The following is a 26,251-nucleotide window of genomic DNA, read 5'->3' as shown; positions in this document are numbered from 1 at the left end:
AATTAATTGGTCTTAACTGCTAGTATGTCACTTTCCTTAAGTATCAGGTATTCCTCGCCGTCGATTTTGACTTCGGTTCCGCCGTACTTAGCATAGATTACGACGTCGTCCACCTTAACATCTACGGGGACAGTTTTGCCCGAGTCGGAAACTCGACCAGGACCAACTGCGACTACAGTTCCCTGTTGAGGCTTCTCCTTTGCCGTATCCGGTATTACAATACCGCTTGTGGTTTTTTCTTCTTCTTCTAGTGGTTTTACGACAACCCTGTCGGCTAAAGGTTTGATCATAAAGTTCCCTCCTTAGTCACTGGATCGAATTCATGGCTGTTATTAGCACTCGCGGTTCGTGAGTGCTACCAAATCTAATATAACCAATTTTTCCAGAATGTCAAGGGGTTCTTTTGGAAAAAGCTCTACTAAGACGACAGAAGCTGACATCCTGGATGGGTTCGTTCCCCTGCGATAATGCTGAAGTAATAGTCAAACAAAAAGGGAAATCTAGTACACAAACCAAAGGTTAAACGGGGTTTCCAGTGGATCAGCTTGGCCAGAGTGCCCGCTGAGTTTAGGATCTTCTTTGCTGATTGATCTATTTGCTTTTGGTAATGGGGGAAGGTAAAATCATTGTTTTCCACAGCCCTAACTGCCGCCAGACCTGCTTGCTGGCCGCTATAGATAGCGTGCAAAATTCCCTCTCCCGACAGAGGATCAGCTAAGGAGCCGGCATCACCCGTAAGAAGTAACCTTCCATGGACCAAGGGCACCCGTTCGGTCCCGTCGGCCAGTTGATGTGCCCACAATTTTGATTGCCCTGTCTGAATTCCAAGCATAGTAAGGAAATCGTCAAAGGACTTTCTCACCTGGGAACGGTACTTCGGGTTTGTGGTTCCTGCACCACAGGAGAGATAATCCCGTTTTGGGAAACACCAAGCATAGCCCCCCTGGGGCTTGGCAAACCAGACAATGGGTCTGTGGGCTGGGTGTCTATACTCCTCTATCATCGGAATTTCGCTATGAATACTGATCCCCCATGTACTCTTGGGCAGCTTGAGTAACCTGCGGCTAATTCCCTGACAGCCATCGGCAGCGATCACTGATTTTGCAGTGAAAGCCCCTTTGTTTGTATGGACGATCACAGAATCATGGTGTTGTTCTAGACTGGTTGCGGGGGTATCCTCTAGGATCGTTGCTCCGGCTATCTTGGCTTGGTTGGCCAAGAAGGCATCGAACTCATCCCGCATCACCAAAGACGCAACTGGTTGTTTCCATTCCCTAATGAATCTCTTATGATCGTAACGTAGCTCAACGCTGGTGATCTCGTGACAAATTAGGTGACCCAGATCTAGATCAAGTAGATCCTGGCAAGCACCGGAGATCGCCCCTGCACAGGGTTTATACCGCCCAATGGCCTGCTTTTCCAAACCAAGTACCTGCAAGCCAGCTTTTGCCATGGTACGAAGTGCTGTACTGCCTGCAGGGCCACAACCGATTACAATAGAATCATAAATCATTGCTTTATCCGGGGTAAACACAGCCATACCCAAATGCACTGGATAGGGGTGCCTACCCTCCTCCCTTCTGGATTTGTTGTAGGAATTATCACTGCCATACCTTAATGATAAGCTTTTTGAAAAAGAGGGAGAGTCTAATTGCCTTGTATCTCCTACCAGGATAGTATCCCCGGTCATAGTTGATAATATAGCTTCTTGTTCCACATCGGGATTACCTCCCTAAACCAAGATAGGATGATTGAAGCCGCTCAACCAGGAAGTAAAGGTCATAAAAACAGCCCTTTAGGACAGATTAAGGCTGAGGGCACACAACAAACAATAAGGAGGTCTTCATTGGTGCACTACGGTGATGTATTTATAGATGGCAGAATTGCGATTAACCCATTGCCGGTAAGTTCAGGCGGCAGAGCTCACATTAGGTATAAAGGCTTATTGGCGAAATCAGGTGCTACCGAAGTATACATGCACTGTGGATACGGAATGGACTGGTATAATCCCACGGAAGTGCCCATGTATAAAGTAGGTAACGAAATATGGGAAGCCCAAGTAGATGTCCGTGGTGGAGATACTCTTAGTGTGTGCTTCAAGGACAGTGCCAACAACTGGGACAATAACAATGGCCTAAACTGGTCTGTTCCTATTTCGTAAGAGTTGGTGTTGTCGGCAGTTGGCACCTTTATCCAAGGTGCCAACTCATATTTTACCCGACTCTTAGCCTAGCTGCTTTGCAAGAAAGTCCGCTGCTGTCTCACATAGTTTCTGTTCCAGTGACGAAACCTCGTTATCCTCTGATAGGAGCATCACAGCACCAACCAAATCTCCGCCATGAATAATGGGGGAGATGACCAAATGGGGTACTGAATAATCGTCCACCACTGAAAAATCAGCGTCATTGGAAAGCAGGCTTCTGCGCTCTTCAATGAATCTCTCCGCATCAGAAGTCAGATTCTTACCCATAAACTGTTTCTTCGAACCACCGGCTACAGCAATGATTTCGTCTCGATCTGCGATCATGGCCAAAAGACCGGTCGATTCAAAGAGGGAATCGGCATATTCTTGTGCAAATTCATCTAAATCTGCTATAGGGGAGTACTTCTTAAAAATAATTTCTCCCTCGCGATCGGTGAAGATTTCTAATGCGTCGTTTTCCCTAATCCGTAGTGTCCTACGGATCTCCATGGGGATTACTATACGACCCAGACTGTCAATCCGTCTTACAATGCCTGTTGCTTTCATATCTGTGTCCTCTCTCCTTCTTGCCTAGTTTGCTGTACTGCCAACAGGATGATCATTTCGTCCTTGGATTTCCCGAGTTGCTTATTTAATTGCCTTTCTAGCAGTTCCAACTGGTTTACTTCCTTGGTTTGTAGCTTTGCGAACTCGAAGCCAACTGGTTTTTCCATTTTCCATCACCCCGCTTCGGTACCTATAGTTTTTCACATTCTGCCCGCTATATTCACTCTTCGCTAAACCTGGCTTGTCTTTCTTGGCGTTATACCGCAAAGTGATCCGGCGATGTATGCTCTGTTCTTAGGGCTATAGGCAAGGGCATAGGCCCTTCATTGGTTAAGTACCATCTTCTGGAGCACAGAAGGTCATCTGTAACGGTTGCTATCGGAGATGTCTTGCAGCTAAGGGCAAGAAACCCGAAATGTTCGGAAACAAGAACGAATGGGTGAAGTTGTACAAGGCAGGATATTTCATTCAGACACAGGTCATGGTAGTAAAAACAAGGAAAGGCTACTGGAGAACTTCCAATAGCCCTATTCTGTACACAGCATTCTTAGCAGGTACTATGAGCATAGCGAACATCATTGTAAAGCACGCAAGTCGTAAGCGAACCATCGTATAGATGAAGGACCGACAAACGACCTAAGTCCAAGGCTTCTTGGAAAAGTCATAGACCAATCCCTCCAAGCCCTAAAATGCTTCGTGGCAAGAGTAATTGCCACACAGGCAAACTTGATCAACCTTGATTAGAATATACAACAAGGGTTGGCAAAATTCCACCCCTTATCTCCCGGACCAGCTTTCTCCCGGAGAGTTTCTATAAAGCACGTTCAATACGGTCGCTCTTGATACATGTGGTGCAGACATGTTTACGTACAGGACATCCATCTACAAGAATCTTGATTCGTTGTAGATTGGCTTTTACTTTCCGTTTGGTCTTAATATTGGAATGGCTGACATTAAAACCCTTGGTGGTCCCTTTGCCGCACACATAGCAATTTCGGCCCATAGTATCACTCCCTTTGGCTCCTACATGCGTTACAACAGAAATAGACAAAGTGATCTTATCATAGGGTATATCCTTTGACAAGGCCGGATTTGCCCGATGTCCACAAAAGAGAGACTGCCACTTAGCCGTTAACCGCCCGCAAGTAATCCCGGTGAGATAGACCCATCTGTTTTCTAAAGGTGCGGCTAAAGGCCTGTAATGAGGAGTATCCCAACACTTGGACGATTTCCTCCATTGTTGAGCTTAGCTCCAACAGGGTTGCGGCCCGTTGCATTTTCAGCCCCTGATGATATCTAATCGGTGTTGTGTTTTCCTATTAAACCGTTCCATCAACGCTGAGTTCTCACTTGTTACAGAGTAGTCCCCCGGTCTGTAGGGCTATTCCGGCATAGAGTTGGCTCCTATATGACGGTCTTGTTTTCTCCGATTGAGTGCGGAAACAGAAGGTAAAGGCTCATAAACCTGTGTCTTTAACATTTAGAACGCCCTTAGGTATCACATTGACCAAAGAAGAATATTTTGGTAAACTTTTGGTTAGTTCCAAGCACGTTCGCGGACACACGTTGATAAGTTCAACACCACTGCCGCTAATACAAGAACAGACTTGTGGGGGAAAAGATATGTCTGAATCCATTCGGGAACAAATCATGGCCAAAATAGAGGAAACTAGCCAGCTGGATTGTCGACTTGTATTATTGGTGGACCCAAGCGATTCAAGCAAAACAGGAGTTTTGGACGCAATTAAGGATGAGACCGGAGCACCCATTGTCAATATTAGTGAGGAACTAAGCAAAAGGTTGGTTGGTTTTGCCGGACGACAGCGAATTGCTTATGTCTCACGGTTCATCGATGAGATCATTAGTTCTTTGGATTCGGAACTTGTGCTTTTGGACCAAACACAGATTCTGTTTGACGCAACATTAAGGCAAGATCCCCTCAGTATCCTCCAAAGACTTGCCACATCTCGGCAGATCGTGGCAACTTGGCGTGGCGTTATTCAAAACAACTACCTAACTTATTCCTCCCCTGGTAATCTTGAGTATCGTAGCTATCCTGTCAATGATCTTGTGTACGTGGTATTACCTGAGAGAGTGTGAGTAGTCTGTGAATAATTTGCCGATGGAGAGGGCTTGTGGTGTTAGCCCTCTTTTCTTATTCGTGGTCTACTTTGCATCCCGTGGTGGGAGGCAGGGAATCTGGAGTCTGTGGGGAATACATGAGAAAGTCAGGAATAACAGCTAGTAGCTAGGAAGGGTAAGGGTTGTCTGTGTGTTCACTTGCTAAGGTAAAACAAATCCCCGAGGGTAACGCAAACCAAGGTACGGGATACCGAAGGGTACTGGCAGACTATTTGGCGGATCCAGAGTTTATGAGGCGAGAAGGGTTTCCACAAGGATCAGCGGAGGATATTCTCCGCTTATCCGATCCGCCCCATTTCACCCTGTGTCCTAATCCTTTTATTGGGGAGTTCATTGGGAATAAGAAGCAGACTGTAAATGCGGTCTATTCCAAGGAACCCTTTGCCGAGGATGTAAGGGAAGGAAAAAACGATCCGATATATACCGCCCATTCGTACCATACCAAAATTCCATATAAGGCCATTATGCGTTACATTCTGCACTATACCGAACCGGGTGATGTTGTATTAGATGGGTTTGCTGGATCGGGGATGACAGGAGTTGCCGCCCAACTATGTGGTGAGCAAGCTGTGATTGAGTCATTAGGTTATACCGCGGATTCCCAAGGGGTTATCCATCGAATAGATGGTAATGGCGGAACCTCTGTTTTCTCCAGATTAGGAGCGAGATGGGCCATACTAAACGATCTTTCTCCAGCAGCCACCTTTATCGCCTATCACTACAATCGGTCGGCCAATGATTTCAAGGAACAGGCAAATCGGATATTAGATTGGGTTCAGCAAGAACTTGGGTGGATGTATGAGACTATGCATGTTGACGGAAAGACCAAGGGATGGGTTAATCATATCATCTGGTCCGATGTTTTTGCTTGTCCTGCTTGTTCCCAGGAAATTGTCTTCTGGCAGGTGGCGGTAGATGAATCCACCCGCAAAATATGTAAAAGTTTTCCCTGCCCTCATTGCCATACGGTGTTAGAAAAACGTTTACTAGAGCCCGTTTTGGAGTCAAGGTACGATCGGGCCATTAATCAGTACATCACCCAAGTTAAGCAGATTCCGGTGTTAATCAACTATACCGTAGACGGTAATCGTTTGGAGAAGATCCCCGATGAAAAGGATCTGAACCTGATTAAAACCATCGAGGATTATGATTTTCCCTATTGGTTTCCCACGGATCCCCTGCCCCAAGGACACAGTACGAGGCAGCCTCGCCTCTCGCATGGCCTGACCCATGCTCACCATTTTTATACCAGAAGGGCCCTGATGACCCTTGCGGCTTTCGCCCAAGAGGCCCATCGGGAGTGTCTTGATGCCCTATGGGTTCTCACCGCTGTTGCGGAGGGTTCCTCCCGTTTAAACCGGGAGCGACCGTGGGGTTTGCCAAGCAAGTTATCCGGCACTCTCTATGTTAGTGCCTTGACCCGTGAGATCAATGTTTTAGATTTCATGAGACGCAAGCTCAGAAGATATCCCACAGTCCCATTATCCCAAACCTCTGTCTTCTGTCAGTGTGGCTCCGCAACCGATCTAGGATTTACTAGTGATTCCATCGACTATATCTTCACAGATCCTCCCTTTGGGGGCAATTTAATGTATTCCGAGCTCAATTTCCTGTGGGAGTCATGGATTCAAATCTTTACTAACAACAAAACCGAGGCCATTGAGAACAAGGTCCAAGGGAAAGGGTTACCAGAGTATCGGGAACTGATGATGCGCTGCTTCGAGGAGTATTACCGGGTTCTCAAGCCGGGACGGTGGATCACTATTGTTTTTCACAATTCCAAGAATGCGGTATGGAATGCATTGCAGCAATCTTTGCAGGAAGCAGGTTTCCTTATTGCCGATGTAAGTGCACTGGATAAGAAACAGGGAACCTTTAAACAGGTTACAGGGGATAAGGTGATCAAGCAAAACTTGGTGGTCTCTGCATTTAAGCCCACCTCTTATAGTTTCCGACCAACGGAACTAGAGTACAAGGAAGAGGAATGGGTTTGGGAATTTATCCAGAATCATCTTGGGGATCTACCTGTTTTGCGGGAGGAAAATGGCAAGATGGCAGATGACCCGGAAAGAAAGGGATATCAGCTCTATGATCGTTTAGTGGCCTTTTGTGTGGAGCATAGTATTAGTGTGCCAATTTCTGCCGGTGATTTTTATGCTGGCTTGTCTCACCGCTATCCCCAAAAGGGCGGCATGTATTTTCTATCCAGCCAGCTTTCGTAGTGGATGCAAGTATTGATATTGCTGTATAGGTTGGCTCGGTAGTGTCGTCGAGTTAAGAAGAGCGTGGTGCATCTGCTTGTGGGGCCCTTCGCTTTACAATGGCCTTTTGTGTGATAAAATAAATCTTAGGAGCTGGTTTTCTTTGTGCTATGGCCCCAATTGGAGGTACTGAGAATGAAAATCACGAAGGACACCTCTATTTTTGATGCACTGCAATCTCACGCCAAAGCCAAAGATGTGTTTGCCGAATTTGGGATGGAATGCTTAGGCTGCATGGGGGTGGGGGAGAGTATAGAAAGCGGTGCAAGGATGCATGGTGTCGATGTTGATTTACTTGTGAAACGCTTGAATGAGTTGCAAAGCCAAGCAGAGTAACCTGCCTAGGAGGTATAAAAAGTGAATGCTTCTTTTTCGACGGGACTTGGCAAAGTATCCATAAACGAACGAGTGATCAGTGCCGTGGCAGGTCGTGCCGCCACTGAATGCTATGGTATTGTTGGCATGTCTTCAAAGACCGTACAGGATGGTCTAGCCGAGCTTTTGGGTTTTGAACAAGTTGACCGAGGGGTTGGAGTAAGGATCGAAGAGGATTTGGTTACCGTTGACCTACACATTATTGTCCAATATGGTGTTCGGATTTCAGAGGTGGCCAACAACGTCCGAGCCAAGGTGAAGTATGCCGTAGAGACCTTGCTAGGTCTTAAGGTTGCTTGCGTAAATATTCATGTCGAAGGTGTGCACGTAACAGGAGTAGATACACTCGGCTAATATCCATTGGAGTAAAGGAGAACAACATTGTGGAAGGGAAATTAACCGGGGCACAGTTCCGCAAGCTTCTTTACGCGGCCATTATTGCTCTAGCAGAACACAAAGACGAAATAAATGCATTAAATATATTTCCCGTGCCCGATGGAGACACGGGGACAAACATGTTCTTGACGCTTTATGCGGCAGGTTTAGAGGTAGAGAAGGTTACCACTAATGTTCTATTTGAAGTGGCTCAGATCGCAGCCCGGGGGGCATTAATGGGCGCACGGGGTAACTCAGGGGTCATTCTCAGCCAGCTAATCCGAGGATTTGCCAATGGGTTAGGTAGGAAACAACACGCGGATCCCAATGATTTGGCCCTAGCTCTGATCTCTGCATCAAGACAGGCGCAACAAGCGGTGATGAAGCCAGTAGAAGGGACGATGTTGACCGTTGCCAGAAGTATGGCCCAGGAAGCAAGGCAGAACGCTAAAGCCGGAGACGTGCTGGATTTTGCCAAACTGACATGTCGTGCCGCCGAAGACGCCTTGGCCAGAACCCCCGAACAGCTGCCCGTGCTAAAGCAAGCTGGTGTGGTTGATGCTGGGGGCAAGGGAATCGTTGTGATTTGTCAGGGAGCCTTGGGGGCCTGGGATAGTGAACAAGAGCTTGACCTTGGTATCCTCAAAGGAGTGACAGCTTCCGATGAGTCGGCCAAAGCCAAGTCATTGGATATACCGACAATTACGGAAGAAGACATCGTAGGCAAGTACTGTACCGAACTACTCCTATATGGACAGGGGATCGATGAGAAGCGGGTACGTAAGGTACTCATGGAGTATGGAGATTCCCTGATGGTAGTGGGAGATGGAAGGGCCTTTAAGATACACATTCATACCGACTACCCCGGAAAGGTGCTCAATTACTGTGGTCTTCTTGGGGACATGCGGGGGATCAAGATCGACAACATGGTGGAGCAGAACCAAAACCTGATCCAACGAGCAAATGGCACCACGCCGAAGAAGAAAACAGGAGTGGTGGCGGTGGCGGTAGGAGAAGGGTTCGAAGAGATTTTCCGTAGCCTAGGTGCCGATGAGGTTGTCTCTGGGGGTCAGACTATGAATCCAGCTACGGAGGACTTAATGGAGGCGGTCAACCGGGTTGAGGCAGAGTCAGTGGTGATCTTACCTAACAACAAGAATATTATTGCCACAGCAAAACAGGTGGCTGAACTGGTAGAAAGACCCATCGAGGTTGTGCCTAGTCGGACTGTTCCTGAGGGAATTATAAGTATGATCAACTACGACCCTAGTGAAGATGCCAAGGCGAATCGGGGAAACCTAGAGTCGGTGATTAAACAGATCAAAAATGGTGAGGTTACCTATGCGGTCCGGGGTCTTGAAGTGGATGGCTTTTCAGTAAGCGAGAATGATATTATTGGACTCTGGAATGGTAAGCTTAGTGCAGTGGGTTCCGAAGTAAATAATACGCTACTGGACTTAATCGATGCCATGCTTGATGAGGACGATGAACTAGTCAGTGTCTATTATGGCTCCGATGTGACCAAAGAGAAGGCGGAAGAGATCTATAAGTCTATTTCCAGCAAGTATCCTGATCTGGAAATTGAATTATACTATGGTGGCCAACCATTGTATTACTACTTGGTTGCTATTGAATAAGCCAAGAAGGGAGGGCGACTATGGCCATACGGGTTTTCACCGACAGTTCTGCGGATATTCCCAAGGAACTGAAGGATGAGTATAACATAGTGGATGTGCCCTTAAAGATTAGGTTTGGGGATGAGGAGTTTAAGGATGGGGTGGAACTGTCCGCTGCTGATTTTTATACTAAGCTTGCAGGAAGCTCTGTGATGCCGTCCACATCACAGCCTTCTCCTGGGGAGTTTATCGAAGCGTACAAGGCCCACAGCCAGCCACAGGATACGATTATATCGGTACATCTATCTAGTGAGCTAAGTGGCACCTTTCAATCCGCAAACCTAGCATCATCCATGATCAATGATCGGGAAATTATTGTCATTGACGGTAGGAACGCTTCTGTGGGAACGGGGATGATTGCCCTTGCTGCTGCAGGGGCCGCCGCCCAAGGAAAGACTAAAGATGAGATTGTCGCCCTATGCAAGCGGATTGTCTCTAATCTGAAAGTCTACTTTGTGGTGGAGACCTTGGAGTACTTACACAAAAATGGACGGATTGGTAAGGCCGCCGCACTGGTTGGAGGATTGCTAAAGATTAAGCCGATCCTCTGTATCGATGATGGAGTGGTTGCTCCCTATGCTAAGGCCCGGGGCACAAAAAGAGCCTTAAGCCAGATGGTTGCGGAAGTGGCACAGGATATTTCCCAGTTCAAGAAAGAACCAGTCATCTTTGTTGTCCATGCCAATAATGAAGCAGGGGCCAAGGATCTTGTGGAACGATTAATGCAGGAGACCAACTGCCCCCAACCCAGTGTTGCAGTTGTTGGTCCGGTTATTGGCAGTCATGCGGGTCCGAACACCCTTGGTGTTTTGTGCTATGACGCGGCGCTGCTAGAGTAAATGAAAGCGGCGGATTGATCCGCCGCCTGTGGGAGAGGAGAAACCGGAGGAAGGACTGTTGCCTTGAGACTAAGGCAATGGTACTTCCAATTTCTGGGGAGGGTTTTGCCTCTTTCCATTTCATAGTATGTAGTGGACATGTTAATAATATGCATGGTGGGGCTTGGAAATTATCGACATTAAGCGGGGTTTAGTCTAAGTGATCCTGATTAGGACAACCCATATTACAGACTAGGTTAGCTTGTCCATGGGTGGTCTAACCTCCTAATTGTTCCAGACTGAAAGGAGGGAAGCCGAGGGTGTGCTCTGCTTTACACACAATCTCGGTGCCCTTTATTGAGAATTATCGGCGGGTCCTTAAGGGGGCGGGTGCTAAAAGCCCCCAAAGGTACGGCAACAAGACCGACCACTGACCGGGTGCGGGAGTCCATCTTTAATATCATCGCCCCGTTTATCCAAGGGGCCTATTTCCTTGATCTATTTGCAGGTTCCGGGGCCATAGGAATAGAGGCTTTAAGCCGGGGAGCAAAAAAAGTGGTCTTTGTCGAGAAATCCAAAAGGACTGCTTCGGGGATCAGGGCCAATGTACAAATGTTCGGCCTAGAAGATCGGGCAGAAGTGTTAGTCGGAGATGTCTGGAGTCACGTCCCCAAGCTGATGGATTTTGATCTTGTATTTGCTGATCCGCCCTTCGATTGTGGATTTGTGGGCCCTTTGCTAGACCTGGTAGAGACAAGTGGTATCCTAAAGGACCAAGGATTTTGCATCATTGAACATAGTCTGAAGGAGAGCCCTCCGCAAGCTCTCAGTGGCCTATCATTAATACGCCAAAGGCGCTATGGTTCCATTGAGGTATCGGTTTTCAGAAAAGAGGAGAAGCAAAATGAGAGTGGCAATATGTCCCGGTAGTTTCGATCCGGTAACGTACGGGCACCTAGATGTGATCAAGCGTGCGACCAGGATTTTCGACCGGGTTTATGTTACCGTATTGAACAACCCGACGAAAAACCCCCTGTTTACAGTTGAGGAGCGACTTGACTTTCTAAGAAGGGCCACGGCCGATCTGGAAAATACTGTATGCGAGTACTTTGAAGGCCTTTTAGTAGATTATGCCCGGCAGCGCAAAGCGGTGGCCATGGTACGGGGATTGCGGGCTGTATCCGATTTTGAATCCGAGTTTAAGATGGCCTCGATGAACCGAAACCTGAACCCTGATGTGGAGACTATTTTCATGATGACTAGTGGGGAGTATGCTTTTCTATCGTCTAGTATTGTTCGTGAAGTGGCTAGTTACGGTGGTGATGTCTCTAAATGGGTTCCTGGTTTCGTCGCGGTAGCATTACAGGCGAGGTTGCAAGAACGTAATCTAGAGAGGAGCCGCCAACTATGAGCCAAGTAGAGCTTTTCATTCTGCTGGATCGACTGGATAACCTGTGTAGTGGGGCGAAACATGTGCCGATGACTGACCTGGTACTAATTGATCAGAAGGAGCTACGGGAACTCATTGATCGATTGCGGCTTAGTCTGCCGAAGGAAGTTAAGCAGGTTCAGCAAATGGCAAGGACAGAGAAGAAGATGAATCAACAAGTACGCAGCGAAGCAGATGAGATCATTACCCGGGCGAAGCAGGAGGCAGAAAAACTGGTCCTGGAGACGGAAATCCACAAACGGGCCCAGCAGGAGGCTGAGAAAATTAGACTCGAGGCGGAACGAAAGGCCGAGGAGATCCGTAAAGGCGCGGATGAGTATGCGGCATCGGTTCTATCCAATTTACACGAAGCTTTGAAAAAGACGATGGATGTTGTAGAACGGGGTCAAAGGGAGTTGGCAAAGGCTAAGCCAAAGCAAGCTAGTCCCTCGGCATCCTGATCCGAAACCAAATTAATTTGATGCTTCTTACCAATATGCCCCCTAGTAATAGCCCTAAGGGGATTACCAGAAACCAGCTGGCATTTAGCGTGGCTGTGAGGAACCTCGATAGAGGACTGTGAATCGAGCTGGTGTCCTGAACCATAGTGGGTACGGTGAGCAATCTGGAGACTAGGGGAACGCCTGGGCCCAACAGGAACATGGTGGTAATGACAGCCAGGATACTATGTAGTGCTCGGGCAAGCATATAAGGAAAGATGCGAATATCGGTTCCGTAGACCATGCTTGCTACTTGGGCATGGACGGAAAAGCCACTCCAGGCAATGATTGCACTGGCGGCGATGATCCTTTCAATAAGGGGAGCTGCGGCATGACTAGCCATCTCTGAGCCGATGGTTATTTCAAAGGAACCGCTGATTAGAGCTGGAATAATGGTTTTATTTATACCAAAAGGACGAAGAATGACAGCAAAAACAGAGGCCAGAAGGTCAGTTATTCCTGCTAGGGTGAGAATACGGATCAGCACCGAAAACATGATAATGCATCCACCGACGAAGAATAGGGAAGAGAAGGCATCCTTGATGGAATCACTGAGTAAGTGTCCAAAGGTTCGTCCATCGGCGGCTCTGGCCCGATACAGTTCCCGCAGGGCGCGGGATAAAATATTCTCCTTAGGTCGTGCCTCGGAGGTTCTATCGGATTTGGGGCCATGGAAACGCATAATAAAACCAAGCATAATCACGGAAAGATAATGGGAAAGTGCTAGTATAGCACCAAGTTGAGGCATGCCGAACATGCCCACGGCGACGGCACCGATGATGAACAATGGATCTGCTGTGTTTGCAAAGGCAACAAGACGCTCTGCTTCGGCTTGGGAGCACAGATTTTCCCTTCTCAGACGACCAGTGATCTTCGCACCAATGGGATATCCAGAGGCAAGACCCATGGCAAGCGCAAATCCGCCGGTTCCTGGGATAGCAAAGAGGGGACGCATTAAGGGTTCTAGGAGCGCGCCCATGAAATGAACTACACCTAGTCCCATTAAGATTTCCGCTAGGGCAAAGAAAGGAAGCAGAGCGGGCAAAACCACCTTAAACCAAAGATCAAGTCCGTATAATGATGCTTGGAAGGCGTCCTCAGGATAGCGTACCACAGAGATGGTGAGGACGATGGCGATTAAGGCCATGAAATAAGCGGTTGCCTTTTTCTTACGCAGAGGTTTCATGGAAACTGCTCCCTTATTGCTTGATGATACTTGGCCGTACTGCTAGATTAATATTATGGTGACTAGTGAATTATGCATGGTTTTGGAGTCTCTGGGATACGAAAACGCTCCTTCCCTCGGGCAGGGCGTACTCAGCAGGTTAGGGAAAAGTATCATTGTAAGTTAGCAAGGGCAAGCAATAAGGCAGACGTTGCCAAGGGGTTTACCCATAATCAGGGGGCGTAAGGTATCATATGGGAGATAAACGAAAGAAACTAGGTATAGCCTTAGGGGCTGGTTCATCCCGAGGACTTGCCCATATTGGTGTACTACAAGTTTTGGTGGAGCATGAGGTACCCATTGACTACATTGCCGGTTGTAGTATGGGAGCCGTAATTGGCGTGATCTATGCTGCCGGGGCCGAGACCCACATGTTAGGGGAGCTTGCTTGTAATATGCGGCTCGATCAACTCCTAGATATTCGGGTGCCCCGTCAAGGATTCATCCGAGGAGAGCGGATTTATAGTCTTCTTCGACTCTTGACGAAGCAAAAGAACCTAGAGGATCTAGATATTCCTACCCAGGTGGTAGCTACCAATATTGAAACCGGTGAGCTAGTGATTCTAAAGGAAGGAAATGCCGCCGACGCGGTAAGGGCGAGCATTTCTATTCCTGGTGTTTTTGGTCCCCATCGGATAGATGATGCGCTTTTAGTCGATGGAGCGGTTTTAGAACGCTTACCATCGGGTGTAGTACGACAGATGGGTGCTGATGTAGTTGTCGGGGTTAATGTCACGGCAACCTTTCGGGACCTAGTATCGAAGAACCCAGTAGGAAATGTCATCGAAATTATTGCCCAGACAACGGATATCATGGGGAAGGAATTGTTCCAAATCAAGGAGAACCCAGCGGACATTATCCTGTTACCGCCAGTATGGGATATTGGTTCGGCAGAACTAGAAAGGGCAGAGGAAGCCATAGAAGCAGGTAGACAGGCTACCCTGCAAGCATTGTCCGACATTAAGAGGTTGCTGGGGATTTCCTAGGAGGTAGGCAATGCGGCGACAAGCTCTAGCTTTACTGATTGTGCTCCTTACAGCATATACACTACCTGTCCATGGGCAGGAGGCAGCTCTTTATGCTGAGCATGTGTTGATTCAACACTGGTTAATCACGCTCGGCTACTTAGATGGGGTTCCCAATGGGTCTTTGGATGAGCGGACCTGCCAGGCTATCGAAAGCTTTCAATTGGAGCGTGGTCTGCAAGTTACCGGAGGGGTAAATGAGCAGACTAGATCCTTACTGCGGACCCTAGCTACCCCGGGACAGGCTGTCTTTCACACGGTGAAAGACAAGGAAAGCCTTTGGGATATTTCCCGGATGTATGGGGTTAGTATCACCATTCTTGCGGAACTAAATGGGCTACGCAATCCAGCACTTATTCGCATTGGTCAGGAACTTGTGATTCCAGTTGATGTTCCGGTGACCAGCAGTGATGTGCTCTTAGCTTCCTTTTCTGAGATCGAGCCGTTGATTGCTAATCAGAGTCAGTTTACCATCGTGGATGTGAAGACCCAGCTTTCAATTAATTTGATTCGTTATCACGGGTATTTTCACATTGATGCTGAGCCGATGACCAAAGAAGATACCCAGACCTTGCTCAATATTTACGATGAGCATCTAGAGGACGTTCCCCGGCCGGCTTGGGCTTTGATCGATGGGCAACGGTACGCGGCGAGTTTCTCGGGCTACCCCCGAGGTAGTTACTCGATTTACGATAATGGATTTGCCGGTCATCTCTGCTTGCATTTTCTTGGTAGCAAATCCCACGCCACAGGCGAAATCGATGAGGCCTTTCAGCAGGCGGTCCTTGCTGCCTGCGGTTATGGAATGTAGGGACTTGCCTGGGTATTTCGGTAATAGTATAATGGGAGTGCTGTTTTTGCAGGGTTGCTCCTGGACTTTGATATTGCTATAATAGCTTGGATGTGCAATTTGCGGATCCATCTTAAAGATGAGCATGATCAAGGAAGGGTGACAGATTTGAGGATTAATGTTGCACCCATCTTACATGAGCGGGGTGCTCAGCTTGAAGTTGACCAAAGGGCCAACATTCCTGCATCCTTCATCGTAGATGGCAATGCAAAGTCAGTTGATGTATACCTTCTTGGGACTCTTACGAATGCGGGCAAAAGCATTGTGTTTTCCGGGAGGGTATCCGCAAGTGTTCCTGTAAACTGTCATCGGTGTCTTCGGGATTTTGTATTACCGATTAACTCAAAAGTCCTTGAGGAGTTTCATCGGCGGCCGGTGGGATTAGTCACCGATGAAGAGACAGAGGATGTGCAGCCCGAAGATGATGATGGCTATGTCTTTACAGGAAATACCATTGATCTTGGCGAAATGGTTAGGGAATACCTGGTTTTGGCTATGCCGATCAAAACGGTCTGTTCCCCCGAGTGTCGGGGTATTTGCCGGGTATGCGGCCAGGACTTGAATCAGGGTGATTGCCAGTGCAAGATCGATGATTTCAATCCCCGATTCGCTGTACTGGGCGAATTGCTGGAGAAGATGAAAGAGGAAGAGTAAAGAAAGGTGGGAAACCCGGAAGGGGTATAATATGGCACTACCAAAAAGAAGACATTCAAAAGCTAGGGTGCGTACAAGAAGAAATTCCGTTCGGACCAAAACTCCAAACCTAGTGGAGTGTCCCCAATGCCATGAGCCGCGATTGCCGCATCGGGCTTGTCCAAACTGTGGAACATACAAGGGGAGACAGGTTATCACAATTAAAGCGGAGTAATAGCTTTAAACAAGAAAGATAAAGGAAGGCCCTGGGGCCTCCTTTTTCTTTCCGTAGCTCTAGTGGTAAGCTTTCCTGAGGAAAAGGAGGCGGAAGCATGACCAGTCCCCAACCCTACTACGTCTATGTTGGAACGTATACCTCGCTGATTTATATCTGCCAGTTTGATCTCCTAAAGGGCACCCTACGTTCATTAGGAACCGCCTCCGGCAGTATGAACCCCTCCTATCTTGCAATTCATCCTGGGAGGGGTTACCTTTATGCGGTCAATGAGCTCCCAGAGTCTGAGGCCGCGGTCTCATCCTACTCTATTGATCCGCGCACCGGATTGCTTACGCTTTTGAACAAGGAGTGCACCCAGGGAGCAGCTCCCTGTTACGTGAGTATTGATGGCACAGGGGAATACTTGTTTGTGGCTAACTATACAGGCGGTAGTGTAATCATGTTCCCCATCCTTGGAGATGGAAGCATAGGACAGGCACTTACCATCATCAGACATGAAGGATCCAGTGTTCATCCGCACAGGCAGGAGGGTCCCCACCCCCATTCAATCGTAACGGATCCCACCAACACATATTTGTTAGTGCCCGACCTTGGGACAGATAGGATCTTCATTTACAACAAGGAAGCAGGACTCCATCGGGCGGGCTTCGCTGAAGTACAGCCCCAAGCAGGACCGCGGCATATCACATTCCATCCGCAGGGCCTGTTTGCCTACGTGATTAATGAACTCGATGCCACAATAACGGTCTTTCGGCCCGGCACCGCTTGGGATGAGCTAATACCTGTGCAGACGGTTTCAACCGTACCAACAGGACATGCCGAAAATACCGGCGCGGACATACATGTGCACCCCTCAGGCAGAATCCTATATGGGTCCAATCGAGGTCATGATAGTCTAGTGATCTACCAGATCGACCAGGACACGGGAAAACTTGCCTATGTGGACCACCAAACAACCTTGGGCAAGACGCCCAGGAATTTTGTGATTGATCCAACCGGTCGCTGGCTTTTGGTGGCTAATCAGGATAGTGATACCATCATAGTCTTTGCCATAGACCAAAGGACAGGGAGACTTAGGACAAACGGCCAGTTCCTCGAAGTACCCCGTCCGGTGTGCGTCAAGATGGCACAGATTAGTTGATAGAATCGATCTACCTTCATTCCCTGTTTTGCCCTGTCCCCTTCGTCTTGCTTACTACATACATAGTAGAGTATGCAATCAAGATTCAGGCTGCCTGCGCTTCATAATCGGGGGGCCGAGGAACACTGATGGGCAGACCGTGACAGACCATATTCTGGCCTCTAGTCGTCGAGAAGCATTGTTGATTCCGCGCAGAAAAGGGACTGCACCCATTCCGAATATCAGCAGTTCGACAACAAAAAGGGCTTGTGTATCCCACATAATGCCTTTACCTGCCGTCTATACTAGGTTAAGAGCCTCCTGCGTACGAGGAACGACAGGGAAGACTCAGCCGAGACTAGGGTGTCGATTGAAACCCTTATTCCGCTGAATAAGGGTGCAAATCGCCTAGTTTTTTGGCTCTTCGCTATTTAGTCCATTATTGTCTATGATAGCGGACGTTCCCCCTGTAATGATAAACGGGCTTGCCAAGAAAAGCCCGTCACATAAAGGCTACGCCTAACTAAGGCAGAGTTGGTCCCAACTTCTCAGTATTGTTTCTACTTACCGAGTTTCACCGTTACTGCGAAACGAGATCTCACATTGCTTGACCAAGCAATAGGCAAGGAAGCAGATAAGTACATGGGTGCGGATCCTGGGTCTAGTACGATGACACATCGGGCGAATGCTTAGAAAGCTTTTTTGGCGAGAACTTCCTTCCGCATGGTCTAGCGATTGGCAGGCACCAAGTACGTACCTACCATCAAACGGTAATGTTCTTTTCCTTTGACTAACGGATATATTTCAAGCAGTCTAGCGTGTTCCTGGCGAATTACCCCGGGCTAATTCCTCTTGGCCCCTTCTATATTCTTGTTTGACACCCTGGCTCAAGGCCTTACTCTATCCACCTCTAAATAGTAACGTCTATCGGAACAATAGGTCTCTAAAAACCAATATACCATTGGTATTATTCCGATACCGTGATATACTATTGGAAAAGGCCGTGGAGGTGAAGCGATGCAATACATTACGGTAAAACAGGCGTCTGAGCGATGGGGCATATCCGACCGCCGCGTTCGGGTGCTTTGCGCACAGGGACGGATAGAGGGCGTCATTCAGAAGGGACGTTCCTATCTCATCCCGGCGGACACATTAAAGCCCGTCGACGGGCGCCGCCTGCGAGGCAAGGAGATTCCGGAACAGTACGCCGCGCTCTTCGCGTCGGTCGACGGGATGAAGGCGGAGCTTGACCGTCGTCGTCCATTAACAAGCGGGGAGTTGAAACGCTTGCAGGACGAATTTCTCGTGGACTTCACCTATAACTCAAATGCCATCGAGGGCAACACGCTCACGCTTCAGGAAACCGCGCTCGTTCTGGAAGGCGTGACGATTGATAAAAAACCGCTCAAGGACCATCTGGAGGCGGTGGGACATCGTGACGCGTTCCTTTATGTGGTTTCGCTCGTCAGCGATAAGATCCCGATCACGGAGAGGATTATCCGCGAAATCCATTCCCTCGTCCTGATAAACAGGGCAAAGGACAAGGGCGTATATCGAAGAATTCCGGTTAACATTATGGGCGCGCACCACGAACCTCCGGAGCCTTACCTTGTCTCGGTTCAGATGGAACGGCTAGTTTCGGATTTGTCCCGCGACAACCGACATACAATAGAAACGGCGGCGCTGTTTCACTTGCGCTTTGAGGGAATCCATCCCTTCATCGACGGCAACGGGCGCACCGGGCGGCTGATATTGAACCTGATGCTGATGCAAGCGGGCTACCCGCCCATCGACGTAAAGTTTGCCGACAGGCGAAAATACTATTCTTGCTTTGACAGCTATTATCGGGACAACGACGCGTCCCAGATGGTGAATATGGTCGGAAAGTATGTAAAAGAGAGACTTTCGCAGTATTTGAGCCTGTTACAAGATGAAAAGCGGCCTCGCGCATAAAAAAACCGCGAGGCTGTTTTTACGGCTCGGCGCGGCGAATCGCGTCAACCTTGCTCAAAGCCTTGTTGTGCAGCCGATGCACCCAGCGAATGTAGCTGCCCGAATATGGCTAGATGGACGTACTAACGAAGCTAAGGAATGGTTTAGGAGTGCTAGGTACCGTTTGCGCCATGGTCAACACAATGAGGTTATCCAAGATGTTCAAAATGTCCTCTCTATCCCGGGGTTGCCCAGTGGCGCATACAGAACTCTGGCTAATCTACTTTAGTACCTAGAAACACATCGCGAACATAGCTAGGATATTACTGGAAGAACAACGTGAGTCGCTTAGCCCTTTGCACTACACAAGAAACTTGAGGATCTTATTGCTCAGGGGCCACCCGGAGTATACGACAAAGCCGCTCCCAATGTCTGACCCGGGAGCGGCTTCACCGAAGTGCTTGGGTCAGATCCTTATGTGGCGATCTGTCCCTGTTCGGCAAAATTGTTATGTGAGTTAACACGCCCAAATCCAGAATTGCTGGTGTGCCAGGAAGTCCCTGATTAGCCTATATGAAATCCTTATAAGGAACTACTCCTTCGCAGCAAACCTCTATTGGAGGTCTTTTCGCTATGGCTTCACAAGACCGAGGAGAAATCTTTGCCTCAAACAGATCTGGACAGGGAACCATTGAACGATTTTCTCCATAGACGGTCAACTAAAAACAGATAGCACTCCATGCCTCATGGTATCTGTTATGAACTTCCGGTTTTGTATCACACCCCAGGGGTTTGCTTCAAACTATGTATACTAGAGTCTAAGACAATCATCGTATTACTGAAAGATCAACAGCGATCTCGATCACTTCACCACTGCGATGGCTAGCGATTAAAGTGACCTCGTAGTCGCTGCCCGTTTCTTGGAAGCTCATCGAGGGAGAAGATATATTCCTTTGCTCCCCAGAAACCTTCATAACCCAATTCAGCTTCACCAACTTTTGCAACACCCGCCTCGCCTACTCTGATTGGTTGAAGCGTCTTCCCCTCGGGAGACTCCTCCTTCCCGGGCACCTTAATGGTTAACTGAAAGTCTTCGATGTTAAGAGGACTCTCTGACGCTATCACGTAGGCTATCGATATTTCGTTATGTGGTATTGTCTCAAACATCTTCAAGAGCTGTTTTGTGATGCGCTTCGTTGCTCCACAGAAAATTGATCAAAGCAACGAGCATGACAATGAGGCCAAAAAACAAAAAGATTCGTCCTAACTCGAGATAGGCCTGCTCTTTGAACCCCCACACAGTGTCTTTCCAAGGACCTGACCAAGAGTAACTTTTTAGCTTGGGCGCGGCAATATCTTTGGCAAATACCCGCAGCCATGCACCTGCTCCTGCAGCAACCAGTCCTATGGCAAAAGCTATCCACTGCCTAATTCTTGCAATCAAGGTATCCCCCCCGATCCTCCATCCAATTTACCTTGATTCTACCAAATCCTTCGGGTGATCGCAAACATCTCTCCGGGCCCCTTTAGCTTAGCTCCAATGGACAGGTCCAGATGCGATGCTCTACCTGTCGCCTAATCGGCTGTGAGTGACACCATGGGTACAGAACTGAGCAAGGGCTTCGCTGCAATCATAGAAGGGCTCCTTCAACCATCCGTGGGTATCGGGAGTGAAGAAGGATAGTGGCTGGACATATCAATTGAGGTACCTAATATCATCTCAAAGACTTTTGGATTACAGGGTTAGCGCAAAGAAGCATCACTATGCGTTCCAGCGCTTACCGGTGTCCTTGACAAGTAGTATGATAGTCCGCATAGCAAAGAGATCATGGTCTAAAGATACTACTGCCGTTTAAGTGAGCGCATGGTAGCACATGTTTGGTTAGTTTTTACTAGGTCAAGTGGCCGAAAGGAAAACCGCGTAGGCTAGGCACTATAGAACACTCCACATACATCGGGTGGGAGATCATAAGTCACGGGAGAATGAATTCCTGATGATCAATTTGCCAAGAGACTTCTTTCACGCTAACTGGATCAGCGGGAACCAGCGAAATTTTCTGGACTTACTGCTACAAAGGGACACCAATCATGCAGAACTACGACTCCTTAGCCTATCTGCGATGAAGACGGGCTTTGGATATTCCCCACTGTGCAATGCGTGCTTAAGCGTATTCATGTTCCCACTCGCTGCTATGCTCACTCGTTTGGGGCTATAGGAGTAACAAACGGAACGATGCCTACTTCACCGGATGAATGGTTCCTTGTAATGCTGCTCCATCGGGTTGTTTTTCTACTTCCGCTTGAAAAACAATAGATTCTCGTGTCCCCACGGTTTCTAATACCCTAGTGCTTAGCCCCCCATGACCCTTTACTTCATGATGGTCGGCATCAGCAATCCTGCTATGGTACTCGGGTGATACTGTTGACGGCTCCTTCCTGGGGGCGTGAATCTGGACATGTTTATGAGATTTTTTACCCTTGATTGGAGGAATCACTCCGGTTAGAATAGAACTATTAGTATCAGGTGTTAATACCTCCCCATAAACAATTCCAAGGCAGCTCTGCTGCCTTGGAATGATTGACTCTCAGAAGGGAGACTAGACGGCCTTCTCCATGGGAATGCCGATGGCCATGAAAAAAGCGGAAAGACAGCGTTGCTTGCAGCAGGTGTTCGCAGAGGAAGTCTTTGTAACCGATGAAGAGCTAGCCAAACGTTTTGGTGTTAGTGTGCAGACAATTCGCCTAGACCGACTTCAATTAGGTGTGCCCGAACTGCGGGTGCGCATCAAGGAACTGGCCGAAGGGGCTTTTCGGAACCTAAAGGCCCTCACCACCAGTGAATTTATTGGCCAGCCCGTTGAGATTGAACTTGGAAAACGGGGAAAATCCATTTTGGAAACAACATGGGAGATGGGGCTAGAGCGCACTGGGATCGTGCGGGGGCACCATATTTTTGCCCAGGCTAACTCGTTGGCAGTGGCCTTAATTGATGCACCAGTTGCTTTGACCGGTAGTGCGGTGGTACGATTTTGTCTTCCTGTTAATGTGGGGGATAAGATTATGGCCAATGCCCATGTTAAGAGTAGTGATGGTAGAAGGGCATTGGTAGGAGTTGAAAGCTTTGTCCGGGAAAAGAAAGTCTTTGAAGGAGACTTTGTCATGTTTGCCAGGACATTATCCTAGAACAGTGGACTTTGCTTAGTTAGGGGGCAGTTGGCTGTGAAGATTGCCTTAGACGCGATGGGTGGGGATTTCGCACCGGAAGAACAGGTAAAAGGGGCTGTCATGGCCGCTAATGATCTTGGTATCGAGACGATTCTGGTAGGCCGACGGTCTTGCTTAGAACCCTTGGTTGAGCAATACGGTGCCGATGCTGGTTTAACCATAGAGGATGCCCCGGATGTGGTGGACATGGCCGAATCTCCCCTTCGGGCGGTTCGCAGTAAACCAAACTCCTCTTTGATGGTGGGAGCAAGGCTTGTCCAGGAAGGAAAGGCAGTTGGTTTGGTTAGTTGCGGAAACACCGGTGCAACCATGGCCGCGGCGCTTCTTTCCTGGGGGAAGGTGTCCGGTATTGAACGTCCTGCCATCGGTACGATTATGCCTACGGCTAAGGGTGCCTGTACTCTTGTGGATGTAGGTGCCAACACGGATAGTAGGCCCAAGCACTTACTGCATTTTGCGATTATGGGTGCTTTGTACAGTGAGAAGGTACTCGGCGTCTCTAATCCGACTGTTGGCCTGCTAAACGTAGGAGAAGAGCCCGGAAAAGGAAGTGCCGTGGTGAAGGAAGCCCATGGGCTACTTGGGAAAAGTGGCCTTAATTTCATCGGCAATATAGAGGGCCATCGTATCTTTGAAGGAGACTGCGATGTGGTGGTTTGTGATGGTTTTACTGGTAACGCGGTATTGAAGTCTGCGGAAGGACTTGTCCAAGGGGTTTTATCGATCATAAAAGAAGAGTTCACCCGGGATTTTCGCTCAAAATGTGGTGGAATCTTGGCTAAACCTGTGTTCTCCAGGGTAAAGCAGAAAATGGACTACACTGAATATGGTGGGGCTCCCCTTCTAGGCTTGGATGGTGTATGTATTGTCTCCCACGGTCGTTCTGATGCCAAAGCGGTCATGAACGGATTGCGGGTTGCCAAGCAAACTGCCGAGGGAAACTTGCCCCAATTGATAACTTTCTACGTAGAAGAGAAGGTGGGCCAATGAAAGAACTAATACGTTCGGCCGGCATTTTGGGGACAGGTAGGTTTGTCCCTGAACGGGTTTTGACCAATGAAGATCTCGAGAAAATGGTGGATACTAGTGATGAATGGATCACAACCCGCACCGGGATTAAAGAGCGGCGCATTGCAGAACCGGAGCAGGCTTCTTCGGATCTGGCAATCTTGGCCGCTAGGGCCGCCCTTGAAGATGCAAATATTCGTGCGGATCAATTGGACTTGGTGATTGTCGCCACGGTGACTCCGGATCATGCCTTTCCCTCCACTGCCTCTATTCTCCAAAACAAGCTTGGGGCAACTAAGGCGGCTGCCTATGACCTAGCCGCAGGCTGCTCGGGGTTTGTCTATGGCCTAACTGCTGCCGCGACAATGATTGAGGCACGGGCTATGAATCATGTTTTGGTGGTGGGCGTGGAGACTTTAAGTAAAATTGTCGACTGGACCGATCGTTCCACCTGTGTGTTGTTTGGCGACGGGGCTGGGGCGGCGGTTTTAGGTCCGGTTCCTGAGGGTTATGGTATTCTCAGCTCGGTACTAGGCAGTGATGGTTCCGGGGCAGAGCTGTTGGTCCTGGAAGCGGGTGGATCACGGAATCCGGCATCCTTGGAGACGGTTCAAGGAAAAAGACACACTATCTCCATGCATGGGAACGAGGTATTTAAGTTTGCGGTCCGGATTATGGATGAGGCTTCCTTGAACGTGCTGAAAAAGGCCGGGCTTTCTTCCGAGGACATCGATCTATTCATTCCCCATCAGGCCAATATCCGGATCATTGACGCGGCAGCCCGTAGACTACAGCTTCCGGAGGACCGGGTCTTTGTGAATGTGGATGCCTACGGGAACACCAGTGCGGCCTCCATTGCTATTGCTCTGGATGAAGCCAGGAAAAAGGGTAGAATTCAGTCGGGAGATTTTGTTCTACTTGTTGGCTTTGGTGCGGGCCTGACTTGGGGAGCAGCGATTGTGCGTTGGTATTAAATGCAGAGGAGAGGCATAATGGGTATTGCTTTTGTATTTCCCGGCCAGGGCAGTCAATATGTCGGTATGGGGTGGGAATTATATGCAGTTGGCGGTAGGGTTCAGGAGATCTTTGAACAGGCTGATGAATTCCTTGGCTTCTCCCTTAAGGAACTATGCTTTCTGGGGCCAGGGAACCGGTTGAACCAGACTCGGTATACACAACCGGCTCTGCTTACGGTGGAAACAGCCTGTGTACAGTTGCTTCGAGAGCGGGGACTTGTGCCAGATCTGTTGGCAGGGCATAGTCTGGGGGAGTATTCGGCATTGGTTGCAGCAGAAGCTGTGGACTTTGCAGCTTGCTTGGACCTTGTGGTAAAGAGAAGCCTCCTTATGGAGGATGCTGCCCAAGGAGCAATGGCGGCTGTACTTGGGCTAGATGCAGAGTCAGTGGAGCGAGTCTGCCAAGAGGTAGGAGATGTGTGGCCAGCAAACTACAACTGTCCTGGACAGGTCGTCATCTCAGGAACCAGTAGTGGGGTCTTGGGGGCGTCGGAGAAGTTGTTGGGAGAGGGGGCGAAAAAGGTGGTGCCCCTTGCGGTGAGCGGTCCCTTTCATTCTCCCCTGATGCTTTCTGCCGGGAAGAGATTCTCACCCTACCTGGAGCAGACTTCCTTTAAGAAGCCCCAGATTCCAGTAGTCGGCAACGTCGCGGCCCGGGCCATTGAAGATGCAACACTTCTGCCCCATGAGCTTACTGCTCAATTATCCTCGCCGGTAAAGTGGGAGCAGTCGATTCGCTACATGGTAGATCAAGGGATCAAGGTCTTTGTGGAAGTAGGTCCGGGCAAGGTTTTAGCAGGCCTTATCCGTCGGATCGATCGTCAGGTAAGTGTGTACTCGGTGTTTACTCCAGCGGGGGTGGATAAATTACTTGCTTCGTTGAAAGGGGATGTAGTAATATGATACTGACCGGCAAGGTGGCACTTGTTACCGGTGGTGCGCGGGGCCTTGGTAAGGCTATTGCTGCAACCTTTCTAGGGGAAGGTTGTAAGGTGGCTATCTGTGATCTAGATGAAACTATTCTGCAGCAGACAGTAAGTGAGTTTGAAAAGGATTTCGGACAGCGGATTAAGGGTTTTCGTGCTGATGTGACAGACCCGGCTAGTGTGGAGCAGCTGATTACTGATGTGGAGAACACATGGGACTCAGTGGATATCCTAGTGAATAATGCTGGTATTACGCAGGACAGTCTATTGTTGCGGATGACTCAGGCACAGTGGCAAAAAGTGATGGATGTTAACCTAACTGGAGTTTTCAATTGCAGCAAAGCGGTGCTACGTGGGATGATCAAACGGCGTTATGGGAGGATTATTAACATATCCTCGGTTGTTGGCCGGATGGGTAATGCAGGACAGGCCAATTACGCTGCATCTAAGGCAGGTGTAATTGGGTTTACCAAAAGCCTTGCTAGGGAAGTGGCAAGTAGGGGCATTACAGCAAATGCGATTGCCCCGGGCTTTATCGAGTCTGCCATGACCGAACAGCTAAATGAGGAACAGAAGAAGCGCTTAACTGATCAAATTCCCATGCAACGCACTGGGCAAGCAGTCGACGTGGCCAATGCAGTACTGTTTTTTGCTTCCGACCTAAGTGCCTATGTAACCGGTCAAGTCTTAAACGTCGACGGCGGGCTGCTAATGAACTAGAGTATCAA

Annotated in this window: 30 protein-coding genes; 21 read left to right on the top strand and 9 right to left on the bottom strand. The window is 48.7% G+C overall.

The genetic code is table 11. The features are described from left to right. Positions 1–2: 2 nt before the first annotated feature. Both groES and M0Q40_00795 read right to left on the bottom strand, forming a co-directional pair. Entirely contained in the window at positions 3–290 is a 288-nt protein-coding gene (gene groES / locus M0Q40_00800) for a co-chaperone GroES (protein MCK9221160.1), read from the bottom strand. 128 nt (positions 291–418) lie between these two features. Beyond that, the gene (locus M0Q40_00795) at positions 419–1,552 is read right to left on the bottom strand and encodes a geranylgeranyl reductase family protein (protein ID MCK9221159.1); all 1,134 of its coding nucleotides are present in this window, start codon (positions 1,550–1,552) and stop codon (positions 419–421) included. A 297-nt stretch (positions 1,553–1,849) separates the two neighbouring features. Here M0Q40_00795 and M0Q40_00790 point away from each other — a divergent pair, with 297 nt between their 5' ends. Further along, positions 1,850–2,161 carry a carbohydrate-binding protein gene (locus M0Q40_00790; protein ID MCK9221158.1) on the top strand — a complete coding sequence of 104 codons (312 nt, stop codon included), beginning with the start codon at positions 1,850–1,852 and terminating at the stop codon, positions 2,159–2,161. 63 nt (positions 2,162–2,224) lie between these two features. Here the strand turns inward: M0Q40_00790 and M0Q40_00785 are convergent, their stop codons facing one another. From M0Q40_00785 to M0Q40_00770, 4 genes are all read right to left on the bottom strand, one after another. Further along, on the bottom strand, positions 2,225–2,749 hold the full coding sequence (locus tag M0Q40_00785) for an AbrB/MazE/SpoVT family DNA-binding domain-containing protein (GenBank protein MCK9221157.1): 525 nt from the start codon (positions 2,747–2,749) through the stop codon (positions 2,225–2,227). Continuing rightward, positions 2,746–2,916: a hypothetical protein gene (locus tag M0Q40_00780; GenBank protein ID MCK9221156.1), complete on the bottom strand. Its 171-nt coding sequence runs from the start codon at positions 2,914–2,916 to the stop codon at positions 2,746–2,748. The genes M0Q40_00785 and M0Q40_00780 overlap by 4 nt, the downstream gene beginning before the upstream one ends. Positions 2,917–3,560: 644 nt before the next feature. Continuing rightward, a complete protein-coding gene (gene rpmB / locus M0Q40_00775; GenBank protein MCK9221155.1) occupies positions 3,561–3,752 on the bottom strand; it encodes a 50S ribosomal protein L28 in 192 nt (63 codons plus the stop codon). A 121-nt stretch (positions 3,753–3,873) separates the two neighbouring features. After that, entirely contained in the window at positions 3,874–4,026 is a 153-nt protein-coding gene (locus M0Q40_00770; GenBank protein MCK9221154.1) for an AraC family transcriptional regulator, read from the bottom strand. Between the two features lie 346 nt (positions 4,027–4,372). Here M0Q40_00770 and brxF point away from each other — a divergent pair, with 346 nt between their 5' ends. From brxF to M0Q40_00725, 9 genes are all read left to right on the top strand, one after another. Beyond that, on the top strand, positions 4,373–4,849 hold the full coding sequence (gene brxF, locus M0Q40_00765) for a BREX-3 system P-loop-containing protein BrxF (GenBank protein MCK9221153.1): 477 nt from the start codon (positions 4,373–4,375) through the stop codon (positions 4,847–4,849). A gap of 170 nt (positions 4,850–5,019) precedes the next feature. Beyond that, positions 5,020–7,113: a site-specific DNA-methyltransferase gene (locus M0Q40_00760; protein MCK9221152.1), complete on the top strand. Its 2,094-nt coding sequence runs from the start codon at positions 5,020–5,022 to the stop codon at positions 7,111–7,113. Between the two features lie 174 nt (positions 7,114–7,287). Then, the gene (locus M0Q40_00755; protein MCK9221151.1) at positions 7,288–7,488 is read left to right on the top strand and encodes a DUF1858 domain-containing protein; all 201 of its coding nucleotides are present in this window, start codon (positions 7,288–7,290) and stop codon (positions 7,486–7,488) included. 21 nt (positions 7,489–7,509) lie between these two features. Beyond that, positions 7,510–7,881 carry an Asp23/Gls24 family envelope stress response protein gene (locus M0Q40_00750; GenBank protein ID MCK9221150.1) on the top strand — a complete coding sequence of 124 codons (372 nt, stop codon included), beginning with the start codon at positions 7,510–7,512 and terminating at the stop codon, positions 7,879–7,881. Between the two features lie 29 nt (positions 7,882–7,910). Continuing rightward, complete coding sequence (locus tag M0Q40_00745) at positions 7,911–9,539, top strand: DAK2 domain-containing protein (GenBank protein ID MCK9221149.1); 1,629 nt, start codon at positions 7,911–7,913, stop codon at positions 9,537–9,539. Between the two features lie 20 nt (positions 9,540–9,559). Then, positions 9,560–10,417, top strand: a complete 858-nt coding sequence (locus M0Q40_00740; protein ID MCK9221148.1) for a DegV family protein — start codon at positions 9,560–9,562, stop codon at positions 10,415–10,417. A 336-nt stretch (positions 10,418–10,753) separates the two neighbouring features. Next, positions 10,754–11,326, top strand: coding sequence for a 16S rRNA (guanine(966)-N(2))-methyltransferase RsmD (rsmD, locus tag M0Q40_00735; protein MCK9221147.1), 573 nt, complete (start codon positions 10,754–10,756; stop codon positions 11,324–11,326). Continuing rightward, on the top strand, positions 11,301–11,807 hold the full coding sequence (gene coaD, locus M0Q40_00730) for a pantetheine-phosphate adenylyltransferase (GenBank protein ID MCK9221146.1): 507 nt from the start codon (positions 11,301–11,303) through the stop codon (positions 11,805–11,807). The genes rsmD and coaD overlap by 26 nt, the downstream gene beginning before the upstream one ends. Then, entirely contained in the window at positions 11,804–12,286 is a 483-nt protein-coding gene (locus tag M0Q40_00725) for a hypothetical protein (GenBank protein MCK9221145.1), read from the top strand. Before coaD ends, M0Q40_00725 begins: the two co-directional genes overlap by 4 nt. On the opposite strand, the gene ylbJ is transcribed toward M0Q40_00725, so the two are convergent. Beyond that, complete coding sequence (ylbJ, locus tag M0Q40_00720) at positions 12,267–13,511, bottom strand: sporulation integral membrane protein YlbJ (GenBank protein MCK9221144.1); 1,245 nt, start codon at positions 13,509–13,511, stop codon at positions 12,267–12,269. The genes M0Q40_00725 and ylbJ overlap by 20 nt on opposite strands. Before the next feature lie 233 nt (positions 13,512–13,744). Between ylbJ and M0Q40_00715 the strand changes: the two genes are divergently transcribed. From M0Q40_00715 to M0Q40_00690, 6 genes are all read left to right on the top strand, one after another. Continuing rightward, positions 13,745–14,536, top strand: coding sequence for a patatin-like phospholipase family protein (locus M0Q40_00715; protein ID MCK9221143.1), 792 nt, complete (start codon positions 13,745–13,747; stop codon positions 14,534–14,536). Between the two features lie 10 nt (positions 14,537–14,546). Beyond that, complete coding sequence (locus tag M0Q40_00710) at positions 14,547–15,386, top strand: LysM peptidoglycan-binding domain-containing protein (protein MCK9221142.1); 840 nt, start codon at positions 14,547–14,549, stop codon at positions 15,384–15,386. Positions 15,387–15,485: 99 nt separating this feature from the next. After that, positions 15,486–16,079, top strand: a complete 594-nt coding sequence (locus tag M0Q40_00705) for a DUF177 domain-containing protein (GenBank protein ID MCK9221141.1) — start codon at positions 15,486–15,488, stop codon at positions 16,077–16,079. 31 nt (positions 16,080–16,110) lie between these two features. Beyond that, the gene (gene rpmF / locus M0Q40_00700; GenBank protein ID MCK9221140.1) at positions 16,111–16,293 is read left to right on the top strand and encodes a 50S ribosomal protein L32; all 183 of its coding nucleotides are present in this window, start codon (positions 16,111–16,113) and stop codon (positions 16,291–16,293) included. A gap of 97 nt (positions 16,294–16,390) precedes the next feature. Then, a complete protein-coding gene (locus M0Q40_00695) occupies positions 16,391–17,437 on the top strand; it encodes a lactonase family protein (GenBank protein ID MCK9221139.1) in 1,047 nt (348 codons plus the stop codon). 996 nt (positions 17,438–18,433) lie between these two features. Beyond that, complete coding sequence (locus tag M0Q40_00690) at positions 18,434–19,369, top strand: Fic family protein (GenBank protein ID MCK9221138.1); 936 nt, start codon at positions 18,434–18,436, stop codon at positions 19,367–19,369. 806 nt (positions 19,370–20,175) lie between these two features. On the opposite strand, the gene M0Q40_00685 is transcribed toward M0Q40_00690, so the two are convergent. Continuing rightward, positions 20,176–20,355 (bottom strand): hypothetical protein, encoded by a 180-nt coding sequence (locus tag M0Q40_00685; GenBank protein MCK9221137.1) that lies wholly within the window; start codon positions 20,353–20,355, stop codon positions 20,176–20,178. A gap of 152 nt (positions 20,356–20,507) precedes the next feature. After that, a complete protein-coding gene (locus M0Q40_00680; protein MCK9221136.1) occupies positions 20,508–20,792 on the bottom strand; it encodes a hypothetical protein in 285 nt (94 codons plus the stop codon). Positions 20,793–21,979: 1,187 nt separating this feature from the next. Here M0Q40_00680 and fapR point away from each other — a divergent pair. Genes fapR through fabG form a run of 5 tightly spaced genes read left to right on the top strand, consistent with a single transcriptional unit; the run spans position 21,980 to position 26,243 of the window. Continuing rightward, positions 21,980–22,531 (top strand): transcription factor FapR, encoded by a 552-nt coding sequence (gene fapR, locus M0Q40_00675; protein MCK9221135.1) that lies wholly within the window; start codon positions 21,980–21,982, stop codon positions 22,529–22,531. Between the two features lie 36 nt (positions 22,532–22,567). After that, positions 22,568–23,563 (top strand): phosphate acyltransferase PlsX, encoded by a 996-nt coding sequence (gene plsX, locus M0Q40_00670; GenBank protein MCK9221134.1) that lies wholly within the window; start codon positions 22,568–22,570, stop codon positions 23,561–23,563. Continuing rightward, positions 23,560–24,555, top strand: coding sequence for a ketoacyl-ACP synthase III (locus tag M0Q40_00665; GenBank protein MCK9221133.1), 996 nt, complete (start codon positions 23,560–23,562; stop codon positions 24,553–24,555). The genes plsX and M0Q40_00665 overlap by 4 nt, the downstream gene beginning before the upstream one ends. An 18-nt stretch (positions 24,556–24,573) precedes the next feature. After that, the gene (fabD, locus tag M0Q40_00660) at positions 24,574–25,500 is read left to right on the top strand and encodes an ACP S-malonyltransferase (protein MCK9221132.1); all 927 of its coding nucleotides are present in this window, start codon (positions 24,574–24,576) and stop codon (positions 25,498–25,500) included. Further along, the gene (fabG, locus tag M0Q40_00655; protein ID MCK9221131.1) at positions 25,497–26,243 is read left to right on the top strand and encodes a 3-oxoacyl-[acyl-carrier-protein] reductase; all 747 of its coding nucleotides are present in this window, start codon (positions 25,497–25,499) and stop codon (positions 26,241–26,243) included. The genes fabD and fabG overlap by 4 nt, the downstream gene beginning before the upstream one ends. Positions 26,244–26,251 lie beyond the last annotated feature (8 nt).

The organism is Limnochordia bacterium, assembly GCA_023230925.1.
Taxonomy (GTDB): domain Bacteria; phylum Bacillota; class Limnochordia; order DUMW01; family DUMW01; genus JALNWK01.
The sequence above is the reverse complement of the archived record's forward strand: the minus strand, read 5'-3'. Positions and strand labels throughout refer to the sequence as shown.